Source organism: Sphingomonas sp. P4_G3 (genome assembly GCF_056401105.1).
Genome location: NZ_JBFUJZ010000003.1, coordinates 456,958 through 475,580, shown reverse-complemented (window position 1 = coordinate 475,580; position 18,623 = coordinate 456,958). Strand labels below are relative to the sequence as shown.

At 66.3% G+C, this 18,623-nt stretch carries 24 protein-coding genes and 1 riboswitch; of the genes, 5 read left to right on the top strand and 19 right to left on the bottom strand.

The window, feature by feature from the left end; all coding sequences use genetic code 11:
- Nucleotides 1-8: 8 nt before the first annotated feature.
- A riboswitch (ZMP/ZTP riboswitch) is annotated at nt 9-90 on the bottom strand.
- A 120-nt stretch (nt 91-210) separates the two neighbouring features.
- The 11 genes from AC1DQQ_RS10350 to AC1DQQ_RS10300 form a co-directional block, all read right to left on the bottom strand.
- A complete protein-coding gene (locus tag AC1DQQ_RS10350) occupies nt 211-846 on the bottom strand; it encodes a hypothetical protein (protein WP_478045113.1) in 636 nt (211 codons plus the stop codon).
- A gap of 143 nt (nt 847-989) precedes the next feature.
- Complete coding sequence (locus AC1DQQ_RS10345; protein WP_478045112.1) at nt 990-2,402, bottom strand: hypothetical protein; 1,413 nt, start codon at nt 2,400-2,402, stop codon at nt 990-992.
- Nucleotides 2,403-2,409: 7 nt separating this feature from the next.
- Entirely contained in the window at nt 2,410-2,922 is a 513-nt protein-coding gene (locus AC1DQQ_RS10340) for a DUF2306 domain-containing protein (RefSeq protein WP_478045111.1), read from the bottom strand.
- Between the two features lie 346 nt (nt 2,923-3,268).
- Nucleotides 3,269-3,715: a hypothetical protein gene (locus AC1DQQ_RS10335; RefSeq protein ID WP_478045110.1), complete on the bottom strand. Its 447-nt coding sequence runs from the start codon at nt 3,713-3,715 to the stop codon at nt 3,269-3,271.
- 25 nt (nt 3,716-3,740) lie between these two features.
- A complete protein-coding gene (locus tag AC1DQQ_RS10330) occupies nt 3,741-4,277 on the bottom strand; it encodes a demethoxyubiquinone hydroxylase family protein (protein ID WP_478041520.1) in 537 nt (178 codons plus the stop codon).
- On the bottom strand, nt 4,274-4,744 hold the full coding sequence (locus AC1DQQ_RS10325) for a disulfide bond formation protein B (RefSeq protein ID WP_478031081.1): 471 nt from the start codon (nt 4,742-4,744) through the stop codon (nt 4,274-4,276). Before AC1DQQ_RS10325 ends, AC1DQQ_RS10330 begins: the two co-directional genes overlap by 4 nt.
- Nucleotides 4,745-4,751: 7 nt before the next feature.
- A complete protein-coding gene (locus AC1DQQ_RS10320) occupies nt 4,752-6,095 on the bottom strand; it encodes a S41 family peptidase (protein ID WP_478031080.1) in 1,344 nt (447 codons plus the stop codon).
- A 60-nt stretch (nt 6,096-6,155) separates the two neighbouring features.
- The gene (locus AC1DQQ_RS10315; protein ID WP_478031078.1) at nt 6,156-7,349 is read right to left on the bottom strand and encodes a murein hydrolase activator EnvC family protein; all 1,194 of its coding nucleotides are present in this window, start codon (nt 7,347-7,349) and stop codon (nt 6,156-6,158) included.
- Nucleotides 7,350-7,353: 4 nt separating this feature from the next.
- A complete protein-coding gene (locus AC1DQQ_RS10310; protein ID WP_478031077.1) occupies nt 7,354-7,776 on the bottom strand; it encodes a 23S rRNA (pseudouridine(1915)-N(3))-methyltransferase RlmH in 423 nt (140 codons plus the stop codon).
- Nucleotides 7,777-7,921: 145 nt separating this feature from the next.
- Nucleotides 7,922-8,308: a ribosome silencing factor gene (gene rsfS / locus AC1DQQ_RS10305; protein WP_478031075.1), complete on the bottom strand. Its 387-nt coding sequence runs from the start codon at nt 8,306-8,308 to the stop codon at nt 7,922-7,924.
- A gap of 8 nt (nt 8,309-8,316) precedes the next feature.
- Nucleotides 8,317-8,955, bottom strand: coding sequence for a nicotinate-nucleotide adenylyltransferase (locus AC1DQQ_RS10300; protein WP_478045108.1), 639 nt, complete (start codon nt 8,953-8,955; stop codon nt 8,317-8,319).
- A 186-nt stretch (nt 8,956-9,141) separates the two neighbouring features.
- On the opposite strand from AC1DQQ_RS10300, the gene AC1DQQ_RS10295 reads away from it, so the two are divergent.
- Together AC1DQQ_RS10295 and AC1DQQ_RS10290 are read left to right on the top strand one after the other, a co-directional pair.
- The gene (locus AC1DQQ_RS10295) at nt 9,142-9,588 is read left to right on the top strand and encodes a hypothetical protein (protein WP_478045107.1); all 447 of its coding nucleotides are present in this window, start codon (nt 9,142-9,144) and stop codon (nt 9,586-9,588) included.
- A complete protein-coding gene (locus tag AC1DQQ_RS10290) occupies nt 9,572-9,886 on the top strand; it encodes a transcriptional regulator (RefSeq protein ID WP_478041524.1) in 315 nt (104 codons plus the stop codon). The genes AC1DQQ_RS10295 and AC1DQQ_RS10290 overlap by 17 nt, the downstream gene beginning before the upstream one ends.
- Before the next feature lie 60 nt (nt 9,887-9,946).
- On the opposite strand, the gene AC1DQQ_RS10285 is transcribed toward AC1DQQ_RS10290, so the two are convergent.
- From AC1DQQ_RS10285 to AC1DQQ_RS10275, 3 genes are all read right to left on the bottom strand, one after another.
- The gene (locus tag AC1DQQ_RS10285) at nt 9,947-10,900 is read right to left on the bottom strand and encodes an alpha/beta fold hydrolase (RefSeq protein ID WP_478045106.1); all 954 of its coding nucleotides are present in this window, start codon (nt 10,898-10,900) and stop codon (nt 9,947-9,949) included.
- Between the two features lie 145 nt (nt 10,901-11,045).
- Nucleotides 11,046-11,711: a nitroreductase gene (locus AC1DQQ_RS10280; RefSeq protein ID WP_478045104.1), complete on the bottom strand. Its 666-nt coding sequence runs from the start codon at nt 11,709-11,711 to the stop codon at nt 11,046-11,048.
- A 91-nt stretch (nt 11,712-11,802) separates the two neighbouring features.
- Complete coding sequence (locus tag AC1DQQ_RS10275) at nt 11,803-12,255, bottom strand: hypothetical protein (RefSeq protein WP_478031067.1); 453 nt, start codon at nt 12,253-12,255, stop codon at nt 11,803-11,805.
- A 179-nt stretch (nt 12,256-12,434) separates the two neighbouring features.
- Here AC1DQQ_RS10275 and AC1DQQ_RS10270 point away from each other — a divergent pair, with 179 nt between their 5' ends.
- Complete coding sequence (locus AC1DQQ_RS10270; RefSeq protein ID WP_478045103.1) at nt 12,435-12,857, top strand: acyl-CoA thioesterase; 423 nt, start codon at nt 12,435-12,437, stop codon at nt 12,855-12,857.
- Between the two features lie 4 nt (nt 12,858-12,861).
- On the opposite strand, the gene AC1DQQ_RS10265 is transcribed toward AC1DQQ_RS10270, so the two are convergent.
- The 5 genes from AC1DQQ_RS10265 to AC1DQQ_RS10245 all read right to left on the bottom strand — a co-directional run bounded on the left by AC1DQQ_RS10265 (nt 12,862) and on the right by AC1DQQ_RS10245 (nt 17,599).
- A complete protein-coding gene (locus AC1DQQ_RS10265; protein WP_478045101.1) occupies nt 12,862-13,557 on the bottom strand; it encodes an endonuclease/exonuclease/phosphatase family protein in 696 nt (231 codons plus the stop codon).
- A 72-nt stretch (nt 13,558-13,629) separates the two neighbouring features.
- Nucleotides 13,630-14,121 carry an N-acetyltransferase family protein gene (locus AC1DQQ_RS10260; protein ID WP_478041527.1) on the bottom strand — a complete coding sequence of 164 codons (492 nt, stop codon included), beginning with the start codon at nt 14,119-14,121 and terminating at the stop codon, nt 13,630-13,632.
- A gap of 82 nt (nt 14,122-14,203) precedes the next feature.
- Nucleotides 14,204-15,124, bottom strand: a complete 921-nt coding sequence (locus AC1DQQ_RS10255) for an MBL fold metallo-hydrolase (protein WP_478045100.1) — start codon at nt 15,122-15,124, stop codon at nt 14,204-14,206.
- Between the two features lie 51 nt (nt 15,125-15,175).
- Nucleotides 15,176-15,958, bottom strand: coding sequence for a crotonase/enoyl-CoA hydratase family protein (locus AC1DQQ_RS10250; protein WP_478045098.1), 783 nt, complete (start codon nt 15,956-15,958; stop codon nt 15,176-15,178).
- Between the two features lie 99 nt (nt 15,959-16,057).
- Nucleotides 16,058-17,599 carry an acyl-CoA synthetase gene (locus AC1DQQ_RS10245; RefSeq protein WP_478045097.1) on the bottom strand — a complete coding sequence of 514 codons (1,542 nt, stop codon included), beginning with the start codon at nt 17,597-17,599 and terminating at the stop codon, nt 16,058-16,060.
- A 107-nt stretch (nt 17,600-17,706) separates the two neighbouring features.
- On the opposite strand from AC1DQQ_RS10245, the gene AC1DQQ_RS10240 reads away from it, so the two are divergent.
- Nucleotides 17,707-18,141, top strand: coding sequence for a PaaI family thioesterase (locus AC1DQQ_RS10240; RefSeq protein WP_478045096.1), 435 nt, complete (start codon nt 17,707-17,709; stop codon nt 18,139-18,141).
- Nucleotides 18,138-18,527, top strand: coding sequence for a PaaI family thioesterase (locus tag AC1DQQ_RS10235; protein ID WP_478045094.1), 390 nt, complete (start codon nt 18,138-18,140; stop codon nt 18,525-18,527). The genes AC1DQQ_RS10240 and AC1DQQ_RS10235 overlap by 4 nt, the downstream gene beginning before the upstream one ends.
- The last annotated feature ends 96 nt before the right edge of the window (nt 18,528-18,623 follow it).

Below are 18,623 nucleotides of genomic sequence, written 5' to 3'. Positions count from 1 at the left end.
TGTCGAGCGCGGGATGCCCAGGCGAGCGGCGTTGGTTCAGGCTGCGCTCCCCTGTGGTGCCCCACGGTTTCGCCAGTCACGCAGCGGGGCGGAGTGTATCGCGCGAGCGGCGCCGGGCCAAGCGGGGTTTGGCCATTCTGCGAAGGGTTCGAAATCGCGGGGGCGAGGCAGTGCGTCCAACGGGTCGGCGATCAATCCCGACGCCGAGTCTTATCGCAATGCGGACAAAGCCGGCCACTGCCATGCGACCAGGCCAGCAATGACGATGAGCGCAATCGCCGCGGCAAGAACCGCCATCCAGCGTGCGCCGCCGGACCGATCGTCGCTCTCCACTTCGTCCGCCTCGACGTCCGCGGCCGGATATAGCGTCGGCAGGTCGATCGCGACCGGCCGATCAACGGGCGTGGCAACCGCGACCGCCGGTTCGTTATGTACGGGAACCGCGGCATCGTCGGGCGCGGCGACTGCGGGCTCGTCGGGTTCGGAGATGGCGTCCGGCTGGGCGTCGCTGGGCCAGTCGCCCCCCGCCAGAACATGTTTTTCGACCGCGATCGCCGCCTTCTGGCATCCGATGAAGCCAGACAGCGCCGTATCGCTGCCTGGATGCGCGGGGGCAGCGTCCAGGATGGCGGCAAGCTCCGCCATTTCCGCCTCGATGTCGAGCAGGGTGTCGAGCGCCTGCATCGCGGAGCGACGGTTCGACTTGTGGAGCGCGAGCTGCAGCCGGACCATGGTCAACTGGCTTGCCCGCGCCAGGTCAAACCCGGCACGCAACGCCGCCAGTTCGTCGATCGTCTTCGGATCAGTCGATCGGCTGGCCACGGAAGCGGCGGCGGCTATATTCACGGCGTCGTTCCCGGATTCCATTGCCTGACGGATAGGCGCCGCGTCGCGTTGAATGTGAACCGCAATCTGGCGATCCGTTGGAACTTCACGCCCGATCGCCTTCCTGCCCCGTCCCGAATGGCGTTTGAACTTGCGCCGCGATGTTAGTGCATATTTCCGCTATCGTGGTGGCCGATGCCGTTCGATTGGCGACCGGGACGACTCAGTAATGCGGTGAAAGTAATCGCAACCGCGACATAGACGGCTGCTCCAGTCACCGGGCTCCATCCCAGGAAATCGCTCGGCAACGTCCTGAGCGCACCTGCCTTCCACGCTGTTAGGATCGGATCGGCCAGCGGGAAACGGTAGGTGTCGGGCGTGGTGATATTCGCCGCCGCGATCATCAGGTTGATGACGATCGATACCAGCAGCAGCGCGATCGTGACCGCGCGCTCCCACGTGAATCGCAGGCTCGCCCAGAACGGCGCCAGGCCGATGGCGATCAGGCCGATCGCGGGGACCGAATGGCGCGGGCCGGTCGAGTGGCCGCCGTCCCAATAGACATAGGCCGAATTGACCAGCAGCACGGTGAGCGCCGCCATGGCCAGCATCACCGCCAGTCCGCGATGCTTTCGGGCGAGCAGCCATAATCCAACACCCGCGGGGGCCAGCACCGGCGCCACCCACAATAGGCCGCGGCGCATGCCGACTAGGATTTTCAACAGCACGATCGGCTTGGGGCTGGTCAGGCCGAACAGGCCTTCGTCCATCCCGGCGAAACCGACCACGCCCTGATAGCCGAGCCGAAATGGGGTGCCGAAGGCGATCATATTGTAGGTCATGAACGGCACCAGCAGCGTCACAAGTCCGGCGACCGCTGCTACCGCCACCGCGCGCCTATCGGCACGCCACAGCCGCAGCGCGCCCCAGATCGCGATCACCGACCCCGCCAGCGTCGCCTCGAACTCGATCAGCACCGCCAGCCCCAGCGACAGGCCGCCGATCGCAGCGAAGCGCATTGCTCGTCCCTCGCCCGCGCGCCACAAGGCCCACACAGCGATCACGAACAACCCCGCCACCGGGGCATGGCCGAACAGGGTGGTCGACCAGCCCCAGACCGGCGTGCCCAGCGCGAAGCCCAGGCTCGCGACGAGCGCGCCGCCCGCGCTCCCCGTCAGCCGTAGCCCGAGGTCGTGCATCGCCAATGCCGCCAGCGCGGTGATGACGGCGCTCCCCAGTGCGACGGCGAGCCGCAGCCGCACTGTCATGTAATGCTCGAAAACCGCGTCGTAGAGCGTCGGCGGCACATATTCGAGCGGCCGCCCGACATGGTCGGCGATCGCCATCGCGGGCAGCGACAACAAGGTCATCCCCGGTGCCTTGTCCATATAGAAATGGCCGCCGAACTCGGCCTTGTCGATCGTCAGCGCCTGATATTGATCGATCCGCGCGTCGCCGCGCTCGACCAGCGCCATGCCGGCATAGATCCGCGTCGCATTATTGGGATTGAGCGCCCACGATCCGAACCATACGCATGACAGCCAGACCAATGCGAACAGCAGCAATCGCGTCCGCACCCTTAGTTTAGCCGAACAGCCAGCCGCCGAGCAGCCGGAACGGCGGCAAGGTGAAGAAGCCGGCGATCAGCAACGCGCCAGTCACCAGACCGCGGACGGTCGCGCGATGCCGCGCGACCTGATGCGCGCGTGCGGTCAACCAGACGCGCGGTGCCATCACCAACACAAAGATCGACAGGATATGGATCAGGCTGAAATGGCCGGGGTTGATCGTCTTGACCAACAGGCTGAGCGCCGCGGTGGCGACCATCGCCGTTACCCAGATCTTGCCGAGCAGCCGGTGGGTCTTGGTGCCGCGCGGCCTGAGCAGCATCCACGGCGTCAGCACCAGCGCGACCAGAACGGTGGCGAGATGCGCCCAGACGATGCCGGGAACGTGCGGCCATTGCGCCGCGCCCCGCGCCAGCGCGACGATTACGACCGCGAGCAACAGCATCGCCGCGCCCGACAGGACCTTGTCGTACCAATTGGGTGCGAGCGAGCCGGCCTTCGCATCGGTTTTTATGAATAAGGTTGCCATCTTGTCCCCCCGCTTTGGTCGGGCCGACCCTAAGGAGCGTGCTCGATACCGGCAACCGAGATGGGCGTTGAATGCAAACTCCCCCGAGGGGCCGATTGGGTAGGTCTACAAACCCGCTAACGAGTAAGTGCGATTGCCAGGTCGATTGCCGCCCATGCAGCGAAGACGACAGCCATCACCCTTAGGACGCGCACGCCAGTATCGCTGATCCTGTTCTTGCCAAGCGTCAAAACTAGAATGACGCCGCGGGGGAAGATCGCGATGATGGCGAACCACGCGACTGCGATCCCGTAAAATACATCATCGGAAAGTGGTCCCTTCACCGACCGTGACCGCCGCTGGAAACCTACTTCCCCTCTTCCTCGGCGGCCTTGCGGTCCTTGTTGATCAGCTTGTTCTCGCGGAATTGCTGTTGCGAGCAGCCCAGCGAGCCGCCCGGGCCGATCGCCGAGCACGATCCGATTCCCGACGCGCCGGTGTCGAGCGTGCCTTGCGCGCGCAGCGCCCAGCTCTGATTTTCGGGCGTGACCTTGAAATTGCGCAATTCCTTGGGAACCCGGAATTGCTCGGCGGCGTCGCGGCGCGTGCAGACGACGATCTCGTTGCCGTCGCGGTCGGTCGGGCATTGCTCGTTGCCATAGAGCACCAAAACCCCGTTGACCGGCGCGTTGCGCGACACTTGGCCGGGCGCGGTCGGCTTGGGCGGCGGCGGCACGCCGGGACCCGCCACTTGTGCGGTCGCGGGCATCGCGATCATCGTCGCGGCCAGCAGGCCCAGGGCAATATTACGCATCCTCGTCTCCTTCTCCCGCCAACGCCTAGAGGCGCTTGGCGGTTTCGATCGCCACCCTGCAGCCGAGCCGGATCAGCGCCGACATCAGCGGATAGGCCGGCGCCGATTCCGCGCCGTGCGCCAGCGCGGTCTCGCGATGCTCGACCTCCTCGGCCTGAAATTCCGCGATCGCCGCCGACAATGCGGGATCGCTATCGCCTAGTTGCTGAAGCTGTTCTGAATAATGTTTGTCGATCTCGGTTTCGACCGCCGCGGTGCAGGCCATCGCGGCTTCGGGGCCGATCGCCGCGGTCGCCGCGCCGAGCGCGAAGCCGGCGACGCTCCAGAATGGCTGGAGCAGGGTAGGGCGCACGCCGCGATCGGCGATCATCTTGTCGAAGAACGCGCGATGGCGTTCCTCCTGCCGCGCCATGCCGGCGATCTCGCGCGCAGCGGGGGTGCGGTCGCCCATGATTGCCAATTGCCCGGCATAGATGCGCGTCGCGCCGTACTCGCCGGCCTGGTCGACGCGGATCATCGAGTCGGTCCGCGGTCTGCGATCACCGGGGCGCCAGCGCTTCATGCCGCGCGGCTCCGGCGAGTCAGCAGGACCAGGATGACTAGCGCGCCGCTCAGAGAGACGATCGCGTTGAACCCCGCCAGCGAAATGCCGGCAAAGGTCCATTGCGGCGCATCGCAGCGCACCACCGGCGCGTTCATGATCGCGGTCAGCGTGTCACCGCCGCTGCTGAAGGTGGAGGTGCACGGCGTGAACCCCTGCCACCAATGATATTCGACCCCGGCATGCGCCACGCCGATCGCGCCGCTGATCGCAATCGCGATCGCCGCCAGCGCGACCAGTGGCCGCTGCGGCATGCCCGGCACGAACGCCAGCAACGCGATCGGCAGCGCGGCGTAATGCGGCCAGCGCTGCCAATGACACATCTCGCACGGGTAGAGGTGCCCGATCAGCTGGAACCCCCAGGCGCCGGCGAGCAGCGCGGCGGGGATCAGCAAGGCGAGCGCGCGGGCCTTTTGCAGCGAGGTCATGACGGTCTCAGCGCTTCTTCGGCGTCGCCGCCGCGGTGGTCACGGCGGGCACCTTGGACAGTCGCCCGATCGTCTGCAGCGCGTACCACAGCTGGAAGTCGGTCACGCCCTTCTTCTTGAGCTCATCGGGCGTCGCGGCGAAGCGCGGATCGGTCTTGGTGTCCTCTTCGAGGATCGCGTTGTCGGCCTTGACCTCGTTGACCAGATGCTTGCGCAGATCGGCTTCGCGGAAGATCGGGCGCGATTTGTAATCGGGGTCCGAAATCTGCGGCACTGCAATGTCGGGGCGGATGCCGCCTTCCTGCACCGACCGTCCCGACGGCGTATAATAACGCGCGGTGGTCAGGCGGAGCGCGCTATTCTCGTCGAGCTGGAGCAAGGTCTGCACCGATCCCTTGCCGAAACTGCGCTCGCCCATGATCAGCGCGCGGTGATGGTCCTGCAGCGCGCCGGCGACGATCTCGGACGCCGATGCGGTGCCGGCATTGGTCAGCACGATCACCGGCAGCCCGGTCGCGAGATCACCCGGCTTGGCGTAGTAACGCTCGATATCCGCGGCATCGCGGCCGCGCTGGCTGACGATCTCGCCATAGGACAGGAAGGCGTCGGATACTTCGATCGCCTGGCTCAGCAACCCGCCGCCATTGTCGCGCAAGTCGACGACATAGCCGAGCGGCTTGTGCCCCAGCGACTTGTCGACGCTGGAGATCGCCGAGCGGACGTCGGCGCCGGTATTTTCGGAGAAAGTGTTGATGTTGATATAGCCGATGCCGTCGCGGACTTCCCACTTCACCGGTTTCTGGACGATGATCTCGCGGACCAGGCTGACGTCGATCGGCTTGTCGCGGCCCGGACGGACCAGGGTCAGCGAGATCTTGGTGCCGGGCTTGCCGCGCATCGAGGTGATCGCCTGGTCCAGTGTTTCGCCGAAGATCAGCTGCCCGTCGATATGGGTGATGTAATCGCCGGCCTTGATCCCGGCGCGGAAGGCGGGCGTGTCTTCCTGCGGCGCGATGACCTTGACCGCGCCGTCCTGCATCGTGACCGACAGACCCAGGCCGCCGTAATTGCCCTCGGTCAGGATCTTCATGTTCTGAAAATCGACCGCATCCATATAGGACGAATGCGGGTCGAGGCTGTTGAGCATGCCGTCGATCGCGCCGCGGATCAGCGTCTTGTCGTCGACCTTGTCGACATAGGACTTCTTGACCTGGTTGAAGACCTCCATGAACCGGTCGATCTCGCGATAGGTGTCGCCGTCGGAGGCCGCCATCGCCGCGGTGGCGGTAGGGACGAGGGCGATGGCGCCGGCGATGGCGGTCGCCTGGAGCCAGGTAAAAGCACGGGCCATGGGGTTACTGCGTTCCGATCTTGCTCAACTTCTGGTGTCATGTAGCGGTATTCGGCGGGCCTAGCCAGTCAGCGCCACCGGATCGACGGGACGGCCCTTGCGGCGCAGTTCGGCGGTGACCTGGCGATCTTCGCCTTGCGGTGCCGCGCCGAGCAGCGCGCCTTGTCCGACGCGCTGGCCGGTGGTGACCGACAAGCTGCCCAGCCCGATCAGCACGGTGCTCCAGCCGCCGCCATGATCGATCACGACGATCTTGCCATAATCACGGAACGGGCCGGCGAACACGATCTTGCCGGCGGCGGGCGCGGCGATATCGGCGCCGCCCGGCACTGCCCAGGTCAGCCCGCGCGAGGTGACGCCGGCGTCGGACGACACCTCGCCGAACCCGGTGACCAGCTTGCCAGTGACCGGCACGCGATAAGGCGCCGTGCCGCCGGTCCACGACAAAGGCGGGTCGGTCGCCTCGCCGGGGCGCGGCAACGGTCCCGACAGCGCGGCCAGCGCGGTCGCGGTCGCGCTGGCGTTGGTCGTTTCCTGCATATTGTCGACCAAGTCGCGGGCGCGCTCGCCCAGGCCGATCGCGCGGTCGCTCTCGGCCAATGCGGAGCGGCTGAGATCCTGCGACTTCAGGCGATGCTCCGCCTCCAGCCGCGCCAGCGCGATGCGGTTGCTCTCCAGCCGGCGGCGCCCTTCGGTCAGGCTGCGCGCGGCGAGCGCGGCGTCGGCGCGCAGCCGGCGGGTATTGTTCAGGTCGGCACGCAACCCTGCCGTGCGCGCACGCACCAGTGGCAGCGTGCTGCCGATCACCGCGCGGACATGGACCAGGTCGCCGACCGATCCCGGCTGCATCACGCTGACCGCGTCCGGCCGCTGCGCCAGCGAACAGAGCGCGGCGATCAGGCGCGCGATCGGACCTTGCTGCGCCGCCAGCCGGGCCTGCTGGTCGCCGAGCAGCCGATCGACCAACGTCACCCGCGCGCTCGCCGCGGCGATATCGGCCTGGGCCTGCTGGATCCGTGCGCCCATCGCCTCTTCCTCGGCGCGCGCCCTGGCGGCTTCGTTCTGTTCGGCTTTAGCCGCGGCGTCGAGTTTCGCCGCACGCTCGGCGGCGGCGGCCGATTGCGCCCGTGCGGCGAGCAAGCGGCGCTGCTGGTCGGCCAGATCGGACTGTGCTGGATCGGGTTGGGCATTGCCCTGGCTCGCGGCGAAGGCGGCGGCGATCGGGAGCAAGGCAAGAGTCCAGGCGGCGCGCATCGCGCTACCCTTCGCGATGATAGGGATGGTTGGCAAGGATCGAGCTCGCGCGCCACAATTGCTCGGCCAGCATCGCGCGCGCCAGCATGTGCGGCCAGGTCAGCCGGCCGAACGACACCAGCCAGTCGGCGGCCTTGCGCTCCTCTGCGGAAAATCCGTCCGCGGCGCCGATCAGGAAGCGGATTTCGCGTACCCCGTCGTCGCGCCATTTGCCGAGCTTTTCGGCGAACGCGACCGACCCCGGCGTGTCGCCGGTCTCGTCGAGCATGACGATGCGCGTTTGCGGTTCGACCACCGGCATCTTGCCGCCGGTATCGGGCAATTCAGTCACCCGCGTCGGGAAGCTGACGCGCTTGAGATAACGGTCGACCAGCTCCGCCTCCGGACTCCGCCCGATCCGGCCTCGCGCGACGATGTGGAGGAGCATTGGACTAAATCCTTCCCGTCATGCCGGACTAGTTCCGGCATCCAACGTGCGACAACGGAGCGATTCCGGTGTGGAGGGTTGGACCCCGGAACAAGTCCGGGGTGACGTATAGCGGTGAGGCTGTCTCACCCCACAAACACTTGTCTTAGTGCGACGAACCCGATGGCCCGTCGCCGAACGCCCACATCCGCTCGAGATTGTAGAAGGTGCGGACCTCGGGGCGGAACAGATGGATGATCACGTCGCCGGCGTCGATCAGCACCCAGTCAGCGGTCGGCAGGCCTTCGATCCGCGGGCCGCGGCCGGTTTCGGCCTTGATCCGCTCGGCGAGCTTCTGCGCCATCGACGCGACCTGACGCGTCGACCGGCCGCTCGCGATCACCATGTGATCGGCGATCGACGATTTGCCGGCGAGCGGGATCGAGATGGTGTCGACCGCCTGGTCGTCATCCAGGCTGGACAGGACAAGCTGGTGCAACGTCTCGGCCCCCTGGGGGTCGGACGAGCGGTACGCATGCGGGTTAGTGGCCAATGTGGGTCCTATGGTGCGGAGGAAGGAGGATCGGTGTCGTGCGATCGACGAAGGAAACGACGCTGCCAGGCCGGATCGGCCAAACGCAGCCGGGTGGCTGAGGTGGAATCAGGGCGGAAACGAAGCAGCACGAGGGCTGGCAATCTCCACGTAGTCCAGTTCTTCGCCTGGTGTACGGGCCGGAAAGAGCGCCGCAACCAACCCATAGCGGGCACCGCCTGGGCAGCATGATCATAGCCCGGCCGCGCGATAACCGCAATCGGGATCGATTTCGCTATATGGCGCCAACCCTTCCACTGGTCGAAATTGACCAGATTGTCCTCTCCCATCAACCAGATGAAGTCGATTCGCGAATAGAGGTGCTGCAGCTTGGACAGGGTATCGACCGTGTAGCGAGTACCCAGCCGCTGCTCGATCGCGGTCACCCGAATCGGCGCGTGCCCGGCCATCGCGCGCGCCGAAGCGAAGCGCACCGCGAACGGCGCCATGTCGGTCGCCTTGTCCTTCAGGGGGTTGCCGGGCGACACCATCCACCAGACTTCGTCGAGCCCTAACGCCTTGATCGCCGCCAAGCTGATCGCCCGATGCCCCGAATGCGCGGGGTTGAACGATCCACCCAACAGCCCGACGCGCAATGCCCCCGCCATCAGATGCCGGACGATGCCTTGGGCGCGGGAGCGGGCTTGGTCATCGTTTCTCTGTGGACGGGTGATGTTCGCCGGGCAAGGGGGAGGGGAATATAGCTAGGCCGTCATTTTCCAATATGGAAAGTTTTGACTTGCCAACTTGGAAAGTTGGAAATATCTCTTTCCATATTGGAAAGTGAGGAATCGATGATGACAACCTTCGAGGCACAGGCTCGCCTCGCCTTGATGGCAAAGGGCGCGGCCGAACAGGACCTGGCGCGGCTCGCGACGTGCCCGCCCTGGCGCCATGCGGTGTTCGCCGGGATGATGGCGGCGCTGGTCGCCGCCCCCGCCGTGCCGCTGACGCTGCGCTTCGTTCTGCTGGCGCTGATATTCGTCGCCATCGCCCTAGTCGTGCAATCCGACCGGCGCCGGCTGGGCGTGTTCGTCAATGGCTATCGCCGCGGCAAGACGCGCTTGGTCGCCTTGCCGATGCTGGCGCTGATCCTGCTGCTCTATGCCGCGAGCTGCTATTTCGCGCTCGATCGCGGCCAGCCCATGATCAGCCTGGCGCTCGCCGCGGCGTCGTTCGTCATCGGCTATATCGGCAGTATGATCTGGCAGCGGGTATTCGTCCGTGAACTCGGCGCCTGAGCCGCTCAACCCGATCGCGGGGTTCGAGCCGCTGCTCCAGGCGCCGGCGCGGCTCCAGGTGATGGCGGTGCTGGCCAATGCTCAGGACGCGGGATTCGCCCGGCTCAAAGAGATCACGGCGAGCAGCGATTCGGTGATGTCCAAGCACCTTGCGGCGCTGTCGGACGCGGGGTTCATCTCCTTGCGCAAGGCTGCGCTCGACGGCCGCCAGCGCACCTGGGTCAGCCTGACTCGCATCGGCCGCAAGGTGTTTGACGACCATGTCGCCGCGCTCCAGCGGATCGTCGCGGGCGGTTGAGCGGAGGACCGGGCGCCGCCCTGGAAGGAGGCATGAATGGCGCGCAATTTAACGGTTCCGCTATCGCCGCAGGAACGCAGCAACGTCCTTCGCAAAACGCTGCGGTTCCTCGACGAACATGAAGTGGCCGTCGTTTGGGTAGAGCAGGAAGCGGCCGCGGGGCAGGGCCTTCGCCAGGTCGCGTTGCGGCGCCTCGACCGCCTGGAAATCACGGCCGCCGGCGATGACGAGCGTCGGCGCGCTCACCTTGGCGGCGTCGGCGAAGTGGTAGCTCCATAACCCCTTGGAGCTGAGCGCATTGCCCAATTCGCCGGTATTGCCGAGGCTGTTGGCTGAATCCGTCGCGTCGACTTTCCGGCCGATGGCGGCGTTCGGATACATGTTGCGGTGGATCGCTGCGCTCATGGCGTCGCCGTCATAGGCGCTGAAGACGTCGCAGCGCGGATAGGCACCCGGAGTCTTGCCCTGCGCCGCGCGAGCGAAGGCGGCGGGGTCGCTCGACTGGAGGCGCGCGCACTGGATATCAATCGCGCGCGGCAGGTCCGGCACCGCCCCGGCGAGCACGAGATGCGCGACGCGGTCGGGATAACGCGCGGCATATTCGAGGCCGAGGATCGTCCCGAACGAATGGCCGATCAGGTCGATGCGCGGCGCACCGAGGTGGACGCGGAGTGCTTCGATATCGTCGACCAATTGTGCGATCGAGTAATTATCCGCAGCCTTGGGCCGGTCCGACCGGCCACTGCCGCGCTGGTCGAGATAGACCATGCGCAATCGGGCTTCGAGCGTCGGCCCGGCGTAGCGTGCGAAGGTCTGGCTGCCCTCGCCCGGGCCGCCGTGGAGGAAGACGACCGGCGTGCCGCCGGGCTTGCCGGCGACGCGGTACCAGAGGTGGACACTGCCGACGGCGAAGCGATGTTCGCCGGTAGCTGTGGCGGTGGAGCGGGCGGCCGCGGGGGTCGGGAGTAGTAAAGCGGTCGCGAGGACGGCGGGCAGGAGTCGGAGCCGGGTCATGGACCGAGGCTCCATCATCCGGCCGAACGAGGCAAGGGCGCTTGCGAGTTCGGATGAACCGTCGGGCAGTTTCATCCACCGTGCCTCTGGGCGCGGAATTTGCGGCTCCGTGGATGCCGGGACGGGCCCGGCATGACGGGTTAGGTCAGTCACGCAGAGTGAGCCACTCCTCCTCTGGCGCCCGCTCGGTGCGCAAGCGGTTGGCCGCCTCGCTCTCATCCTCATACCCGATCGCCATCCCGCAAAAGAGCATGCGGTCGGCGGGTGTGCCGAGGAAGCGTTCGATCGTCTCGGGATACATCGCCCAGCATTCCTGTGGGCAGGTCGCCAGCCCGGCCTCGACCGCGAGCAGCATCACGTTCTGGAGGTACATGCCGAGATCCGACCATTGCGGCGGGCCCATCCGGCGGTCGACCGTGCAGAACAGAGCCGCTGGCGCGCCGAAGAACTGGAAGTTGCGCGCGAACCACGATCGCCGCGCTGCCTTGCCCTCGCGCGGAATGCCGACATGGCCGTACATCGCCTCGCCGACCGCGAAGGTGCGCGCGCGATAGGGCGCGACGAATTCCCTGGGATAGATATCGTAGCCGGGGGCTTCGGTCTCACCCGCCTCAAGCTTGGCCGCCATGATCGCCTTGAGCTCGACCAGGCTGTCGCCGGTGACGAGGTCGATATGCCAGGGCTGGATATTGCCGCCGCTCGCCGCGCGCGCGGCCTTCACCGCGATGTCGCGGAGCAGCGCCCGGTCGACCGGCGTATCGAGGAATCCGCGCACCGACCGGCGCGCCGCGATGGCGTCGGAGACGTTCATGCCGGCGACCCTTGCCCGGCGCGGGCGGATCGGCAAGCGGGATCGCGTAGCGACTGCCCCGGACGGCACGCGCCATCCGGGGCCAAGCCGGTTATTTCGCCATCGTCATCTCGGACCACAGGCCGTCGTCGATGAAGGTGCGGTACTTCTCGTACCCAGCCACCGCGATCTTGCCCTCTTCCTCGCTGAACTTGGCGAAGATTTCCTTTTCGATCATCTGGTCGCGCGCCTTATCCGGCTCGAGCATCGCGGCGCTGGTGAAATGGGTCATGATCAGGACGCTCGGCGCGCCCTTGTTATAGCCGTTGCGGACGAGGAACTTGTAGGAGTCGATGACTCCATGCGCCTTCATCACCTCGAACCCGGGGACCTGCGACTTGCGTAGGCCGGTCAGATAGTCATCGACGTGATTGGGATCGACCTCGATGGCGTTGATTTCCCACACGCCCTTTTGTGGAATGTAATCAGTATATTGCTTTGAGATGGCGACAGTAGCGGCAAGACAAGTGGCGCCTACTGCCACCAAAATCATGGCACGACTCATGGTAACCTCTCCTATGTTAATTATAAGAGGAAGGCCTCATTCGCAAATTGATGCAACCAGAATCGTTCCGCTCCGGCAACGGATTGGAAATAACGAACCTGATCGACATATCATCTATGCGCTAAGTTATACCGGTCAGGGGACTCGACTTGTCCACCAGGGGTCGGCAAGGACGAGCCATGCCTCGCCCTGCACCCTGGCGGCTCGATCCAGCCGCCTATCCGCATCACGACATCATCCAGACCCGCTTTCAGGATCTCGACGTGCTCGGCCATATCAACAACGTCGCCTGGGCGGCGTTGTTCGAGACCGCGCGGGTGCGGTTCTATCATAGGCTCAACAGCCTGGGGCCAGGGCGCAACCGCGGGCTCGTCGCCAATGTCGAGATCAATTATCTTGGTGAGGGCAATTTTCCCGCCGAGGTGACGATCGCCAGCGGGATCGGTCGGCTCGGCACGCGGTCGTGGCAGACGCTGAGCCTCGCATTGCAGGACGGCGTGCCGCTGGCGACGTGCGACGTCACGATCGTCAGCACGGGCGTTAGCGAAACCGACCCCGCCTTTCGCGCCGAACTGGAGAAATGGCCGGTGCGCGAAGCCTGACGTGTCACAGGTCGACGATCACCGGCATATGATCGCTCAGTGTCAGCCAGTCCTCGGGATCACCAACCCGTAGCCCCGACCAGCCCGGCGGCACTTGGCTGGCGTGTGCGAAGAGATAGTCGAGGTGGAAAGGCTTTGCCGGGTTGCGGTGAAGGAAGAAGGTCGGTTGGCTCTCCGCTCCCTGCGGCTCGCCTGATGCGACGTGATATAGGCTGACCAGGCCGACCTCGCCGAGTTCTCGCACGCAATCCGAATGGTTCCAGTGCCGCGTCTTGCGGTCCCAGATCGCGTTGCTGTTGAAGTCGCCGCAGATCAGCGAGTCCGACCCGAAAGCGGCGCGGTGGCGCTGCAGATACTGCCAGAACTGGCCGATATAGGAATAGGTCGACGGCACGACCGGCTGCGTCCAGACCGCGAGCAGATCGAGCCGGCCGCCGATCCTGACCGGCAGGAAATGCGCCAGTCCGTCACCGTCCCAGCCTAGCGTTTCGATCGCAATGCCGTTGCGCGCGAAGACGCCGACCCCCTTGTGCTTGATCGCGCCGGTCCAGGCGTAATTGCCCGCCCAATCGGCATAGGCACTGTCCGATGCCGCGGGATTCTCGCATTCCTGGACCACGAGGATATCGGCCCCGAGCGCATCGATCGCCGCGGTCTTGCGGCGGAGCGCGCCGGCGCAGTTCCACGTCACGATCCTCATGCGGGCCCCTTGCCGGCGGCCCGGTTGGCGGGGCTTGAACTGGATCGCGCGACGGGCATGTGCGGAGTCCGCCTATCCCAGGTCGAACCGGCGCGAGATACGGTCGACCGGTGTACCATCAGCGAGCGGGACGCCACGCGCGACCGCGTAATCGACAAACCCCATCCGCGCGTAGAAGGCGAGACCGCCGGTATTGTCGGCTCGGATCGTCGCGTTGATCGTCTTCAGCCCGGCGGCGACCGCCGCGGCCCTGGTGGCGGCGAACAGCGCCGATCCGATCCCGCGCGTGGTCGATCCGCGGCGCGCGAACGTGCCGATATCGCCCCAGCCGGGTTCGAGCTTGTCGCTGGCGAGCAGGATCTGGAAGCCCATCGGGCCGCCATCCTCGTTCTCGGCGATCATGCTGGTGATCACGCCCGGCCCATCGACATGCGCGTCGGCAAAGGCCTCGGGTGTGAACGGCGTCTCATAAGCGGTAGTGCCGCCCGCGGCGATGATCTCGTTGAGCAGGTCGGCGAGCGCGGCGGCGTCCGCTCGTACCGCTGGCCGGACATTCAGCTTCATCTCTCTAGACCTCGAGCAACGCTGCACGCCTCGACAAGGTTGGCGGCAACTCCTTCCATCATATTGGGCGGCTCCACTCTTCTCAAAACCGGAATTTGCGGACGAGCAGCCCGCGCGCAGCGAGCGCCTCGATGGCCGCGCCGTCATGCCCAGGTACCAGGATCAGCCCGGGGTTCGCCCTGCTGACCGCGGCGATCGTCTGCAATTCGGCGGCGACCGCGCCGCGATCGTCGCCGCTGATCAGCCAGGTGACGTAGCGCGATCGCTGGTGCAGCAGGCGGACATTGTCGAGCATCGACGCAACGTCGCCCATGAGCAGGAATTCGCGGCCGTCGGCCTGACGGACGTAGATCATCTGCGATCCCGGCGTGTGCCCCGGCGCCTTGATCAGCACTATACCCGGCGCGACCGCCTTGATCGACGCGTAATCGAACGGCCGCAATGCGGCCCTGGCGCCGTTGGGCCAGCGCGGGGCCACGGCGCTGCCGGCTTGCGCGCGGGTGAGCAGCAGACGCGGCAGGTTGCGCATCAAATTGGGACTGGTCAGCACGCCGCCGAGATGATCGCCATGCTCGTGCGTCACGATGATCGCGCTGGCCCGGTCCAGGCCCGCGAGCATGCGGCGATAGGCGGCGCGGTCGTACCAGTCGGCGCCCGAGGCCCGTGCGCTCGCCTCGTCATAGCCGGTATCGACGATCACCGAGCGATCGGGCGACACGATTCGGTAGCTTGCCCGCGCCAGATCGATCTTGCTCCAATCGGTGCCGCTAACCATCGCTGTGCGCGGCACCGCGTCGTGCGACAGGATTTCCAGCTCGATATGCGTGGGAAGATTGCCCGGCACACTCGCCGCCGCCACCCGGATAGCCGGCAAGTCGAGCGCATAGCCTGCGCGTGGTGCCGGACCAGTATCGTAGAAGAGCCAATAGACCGCGGCGCCGGCCAGGCAGAGCAGCACGACCGCCGTGATCGCCAACCCACGCGCCACTCGCCTCAGCGTCATCCTTTTTCTCCTCTCAGCCCCTGCACCGCCAGGCCAGGTTCTCGCCCTGCTTCAGTCCTGAAACACCGCGGCGCGCTTCTGCATGTTGGCGGCTACCGCTTCCATCATGTTGGGCTTGCCGATCACCTTGACCTGCTCCTCGGTCTCGGCGGCGAGCATCGTCACCGGATCGGCGTCGCGCATCATGTTGAGCAGGCGCTTGTCGCCGCGGATGGCATGCGGGCTGCGGCCGGCTATCTCGCGTGCTAGGTCCATCGCCGCGCCGAGGGGATCGTCGGCGAGGCGGGTGACGAAGCCATGCGCCAGCGCTTCCTGGGCATCGAATTCGCGTGCGGTATAGACCAGTTCGCGCAGCACATCGTCGCGGACCAGGCTGCGCCAGAGAGGAAAGCCGGCCATGTCGGGAACCAGGCCCCAATGCGTTTCACGGATAGCGAAGCGCGCGGTCGGCGCGGCGATGCGGATATCGGCGCCGGACATGATCTGAAAACCCCCGCCGAACGCGACGCCATGGACTGCCGCGATCACCGGCATCGGCAGGTTGCGCCAGCCCCACGCCACATGCTGCGGCAGGATCGCCCCCTGGTCGTTGCGGCCGCGCGACGACAGGCCCGAGCCACCGCCCTGCATGCTGGTCATGTCGAGCCCGGCGCAGAAAGCGCGACCTTCGCCGGAGAGGACGACGCAGCGAATATCGGTCCGGCCCGCGAGCGAGTCGATCGCCGCGCCGATGCCTTCGAACATCGCCGGGTCGATCGCGTTCATCTTGTCGGGACGGGCAAGGCGGACATCAGCGATCTGGTCGGCGATACTGATGGTGACGCGGTCGTTCATGGCAGAGCTCCGTCGCCCCGGCGGAGGCCGGGGCCGCTGGGTTCACGCGCGCGCTTCGAATCGCGAAGCGGCCCCGGCCTCCGCCGGGGCGACGCGCACTTAGACGATCCTGCTCCCGCTCTCGCCCCAATAGCGATCGCGGAGCAAGCGTTTGTAGAGCTTGCCGGTGGGGTGGCGCGGCAGTTCGGCGGTGAAGTCGATCTGGCGCGGGGTCTTCACGCCCGACAATTCGGCGCGGCACCAGGCGGTCAGTTCCTTGGCCAAAGCAGGGCCGGCATCGGCCATGTCGGCGGGCTGGACCACCGCGATCACGCGCTCGCCCATATCGGGATCGGGGCCGCCGATCACCGCGACGTCGGCGACCTTGGGATGGGTGATGATGCGATTCTCTATCTCCTGCGGATAGATGTTCACCCCGCCCGAGATGATCATGAAGCTCTTGCGGTCGGTCAGATACAGGAAGCCCTCCTCATCCAACCGTCCGATGTCGCCGAGCGTCGTCCAGCCCTTGGCGTTCGATGCCTCGGCGGTCTTGGCCGGGTCGTTATGATAAGCGAACTGGCCGCCGCCCTCGAAATAGATCAGGCCTTCGCTTCCCGCCGGCAATTCCTCGCCATCCTCGCCGCAGATATGCGCAATGCCGTAAGCCGGCTTGCCGACCGAGCCCTTGTGCGCGAGCCATTGCTCCGACGTGATCGAGGTGAAGCCGTTGCCTTCCGATCCGGCATAATATTCGTAGATCACTGGTCCCCACCAGGCGATCATCTTTTCCTTGACCGGGACCGGGCAGGGCGCCGCGGCGTGGATCGCGGCCCTCATGCTCGACACGTCGTGCGCCAGCCGATCGGCCTCGGGCAGTTTGAGCATGCGGACGAAATGCGTCGGCACCCATTGGCTGGCATTGACGCGATAGCGTTCGATCAGCGCGAGCGCGGCGATCGGATCGAAATGCTGCATCATGATCACCGTGCCGCCGAGGCGGTGGACGGTCATGCACCAGCGTAGCGGCGCGGCATGATACATCGGCGCGGGGCTGAGATAGATTGTGTCGGGACCGAAGCCGTAAAGTCCCTGCGCCAGCATCGCCAGGACGTTGACCGCGGCGATGTCGGGATCCTCGGGCAAGGCGACGCGCACGCCTTTGGGGCGGCCGGTGGTGCCCGACGAATAGAGCATGTCGATCCCGGCGCGCTGGTCGGCGATCGGCGTGTCCGGTTGTGTCGCCAGCGCCTCCTCGAGGCTGTCCCAGCCGGTAGTCGTGCGCCCCAGCATCAGCCGATCGAGATCGGGGATCAGCGTGGCGAGCGGCTCGGCAATCGCGGCGAGCGCGGCCGAGGCGACGACCAATTTCGCGCCCGAATCGCGGACGATATAGTCGGCTTCGGGCGCGGTCAGCTTCGACGAGATGCAGACGTAGAACAGCCCGGCACGTTGCGCGCCCCAGGTCAGCGCGAAATATTCCGGCACGTTGTCCATGAAGATCGCGACCGTGTCGCCGATCGCCAGGCCGCGCGCGCGGAACAGCTGGGCGACGCGGTTCGACCGGCGATCGAGCTCGGCATAGCTCCACGTCTCGCCCGTTTCGGCGACGATCAGCGCGGGTTTGTCCGCGTCGGTCCGCGCATGGACGCTGGGATGCATCCGCCTCTCCTTACATCATTGTCAGCAAGGCTAGCCGGTCGCCGCGACAAGGCAAGAGCGCGCGTACCCGGTTGCACCGAGCGGCGGCGCGTGTAGGGCAATGGGCAATGAGTGAGGGCTTTCAGTTCGACCCCGCGCGGTTCCTCAACAGCCGGCTGGGCCATGGCGGCGCGATCGGCATCGGCTATCGCGCGCACGGCCCCGATTGGGCCGAACTCGAACTGCCCTATGACGAACGGCTGATCGGCAATGTCGACACCGGCGTGATCGCCTCGGGCCCCATCCTGTCGATGATGGACATGGCGACGAGCCTAGCCGTTTGGCTGCGCGCCGACGCGTTCGTCGCGCATGCCACGCTCGATCTCCGGGTCGATTATCTGCGGCCGGCGACGCCGGGCAAGACCGTGATCGGGCGCGGCGAATGTTACCGGCTGACGCGGTCGATCGCGTTCGTGCGCGGTCAGGCGCATGACGGCGACCCGGGCGATCCGCTCGCGCATGTCGCGGGCACGTTCATGGCGCCCGACGGCTATCCGCGATGATCGACCGGCTGCCCCCTTACGCGCAACTGCTCGGGCTGACCGCCGAGCGCGACGGCGATGGTGCGCCGGTGCTGGTAATGCCGTTCGGCGTCGGCGTGCTCGGCCGCCCCGGCTTCCTCCATGGCGGCGCGATCAGCGGGCTGATGGAGATGGCGGCGATCGTCGCTTTGTACGATGCCTTGGCGGGCGAGGGCGGGGGCGAGGTCAAGCCGGTCAACGTGACGGTCGATTTCATGCGCGGCGGCCGCGATAAGCCGACTCGCTCGCGCGGCATCGTCACCCGGCTGGGCACACGCGTCGCCAATGTCGAGGCGACGGCGTGGCAGGACGACCCGGCCAAGCCGATCGCCGCGGCGCGGATGAACTATTTGATCGTGCGGGGATAAGGATAGCGCACCTCCTATTTCGGCCCATGCCTTTGCCGGAGTGACGCCGGGCTTTTGCCAGGGTGAGATGACCGGGCGTTATGCTGCCCTCTCCCG

What these genes read in the sequence shown, in the direction of transcription:
- AC1DQQ_RS10270 (WP_478045103.1), top strand. Translation starts at nt 12,435, where the DNA reads ATGCCTCGCCCTGCACCCTGGCGGCTCGATCCAGCCGCCTATCCGCAT.
- AC1DQQ_RS10260 (WP_478041527.1), bottom strand. Translation starts at nt 14,121, where the DNA reads ATGAAGCTGAATGTCCGGCCAGCGGTACGAGCGGACGCCGCCGCGCTC.
- AC1DQQ_RS10335 (WP_478045110.1), bottom strand. Translation starts at nt 3,715, where the DNA reads ATGCGTAATATTGCCCTGGGCCTGCTGGCCGCGACGATGATCGCGATG.
- AC1DQQ_RS10310 (WP_478031077.1), bottom strand. Translation starts at nt 7,776, where the DNA reads ATGCTCCTCCACATCGTCGCGCGAGGCCGGATCGGGCGGAGTCCGGAG.
- AC1DQQ_RS10325 (WP_478031081.1), bottom strand. Translation starts at nt 4,744, where the DNA reads ATGACCTCGCTGCAAAAGGCCCGCGCGCTCGCCTTGCTGATCCCCGCC.
- AC1DQQ_RS10320 (WP_478031080.1), bottom strand. Translation starts at nt 6,095, where the DNA reads ATGGCCCGTGCTTTTACCTGGCTCCAGGCGACCGCCATCGCCGGCGCC.
- AC1DQQ_RS10245 (WP_478045097.1), bottom strand. Translation starts at nt 17,599, where the DNA reads ATGCATCCCAGCGTCCATGCGCGGACCGACGCGGACAAACCCGCGCTG.
- AC1DQQ_RS10330 (WP_478041520.1), bottom strand. Translation starts at nt 4,277, where the DNA reads ATGAAGCGCTGGCGCCCCGGTGATCGCAGACCGCGGACCGACTCGATG.
- AC1DQQ_RS10235 (WP_478045094.1), top strand. Translation starts at nt 18,138, where the DNA reads ATGATCGACCGGCTGCCCCCTTACGCGCAACTGCTCGGGCTGACCGCC.
- AC1DQQ_RS10255 (WP_478045100.1), bottom strand. Translation starts at nt 15,124, where the DNA reads ATGACGCTGAGGCGAGTGGCGCGTGGGTTGGCGATCACGGCGGTCGTG.
- AC1DQQ_RS10275 (WP_478031067.1), bottom strand. Translation starts at nt 12,255, where the DNA reads ATGAGTCGTGCCATGATTTTGGTGGCAGTAGGCGCCACTTGTCTTGCC.
- AC1DQQ_RS10250 (WP_478045098.1), bottom strand. Translation starts at nt 15,958, where the DNA reads ATGAACGACCGCGTCACCATCAGTATCGCCGACCAGATCGCTGATGTC.
- AC1DQQ_RS10285 (WP_478045106.1), bottom strand. Translation starts at nt 10,900, where the DNA reads ATGACCCGGCTCCGACTCCTGCCCGCCGTCCTCGCGACCGCTTTACTA.
- AC1DQQ_RS10280 (WP_478045104.1), bottom strand. Translation starts at nt 11,711, where the DNA reads ATGAACGTCTCCGACGCCATCGCGGCGCGCCGGTCGGTGCGCGGATTC.
- AC1DQQ_RS10315 (WP_478031078.1), bottom strand. Translation starts at nt 7,349, where the DNA reads ATGCGCGCCGCCTGGACTCTTGCCTTGCTCCCGATCGCCGCCGCCTTC.
- AC1DQQ_RS10265 (WP_478045101.1), bottom strand. Translation starts at nt 13,557, where the DNA reads ATGAGGATCGTGACGTGGAACTGCGCCGGCGCGCTCCGCCGCAAGACC.
- AC1DQQ_RS10240 (WP_478045096.1), top strand. Translation starts at nt 17,707, where the DNA reads ATGAGTGAGGGCTTTCAGTTCGACCCCGCGCGGTTCCTCAACAGCCGG.
- AC1DQQ_RS10295 (WP_478045107.1), top strand. Translation starts at nt 9,142, where the DNA reads ATGATGACAACCTTCGAGGCACAGGCTCGCCTCGCCTTGATGGCAAAG.
- AC1DQQ_RS10340 (WP_478045111.1), bottom strand. Translation starts at nt 2,922, where the DNA reads ATGGCAACCTTATTCATAAAAACCGATGCGAAGGCCGGCTCGCTCGCA.
- AC1DQQ_RS10300 (WP_478045108.1), bottom strand. Translation starts at nt 8,955, where the DNA reads ATGGCGGGGGCATTGCGCGTCGGGCTGTTGGGTGGATCGTTCAACCCC.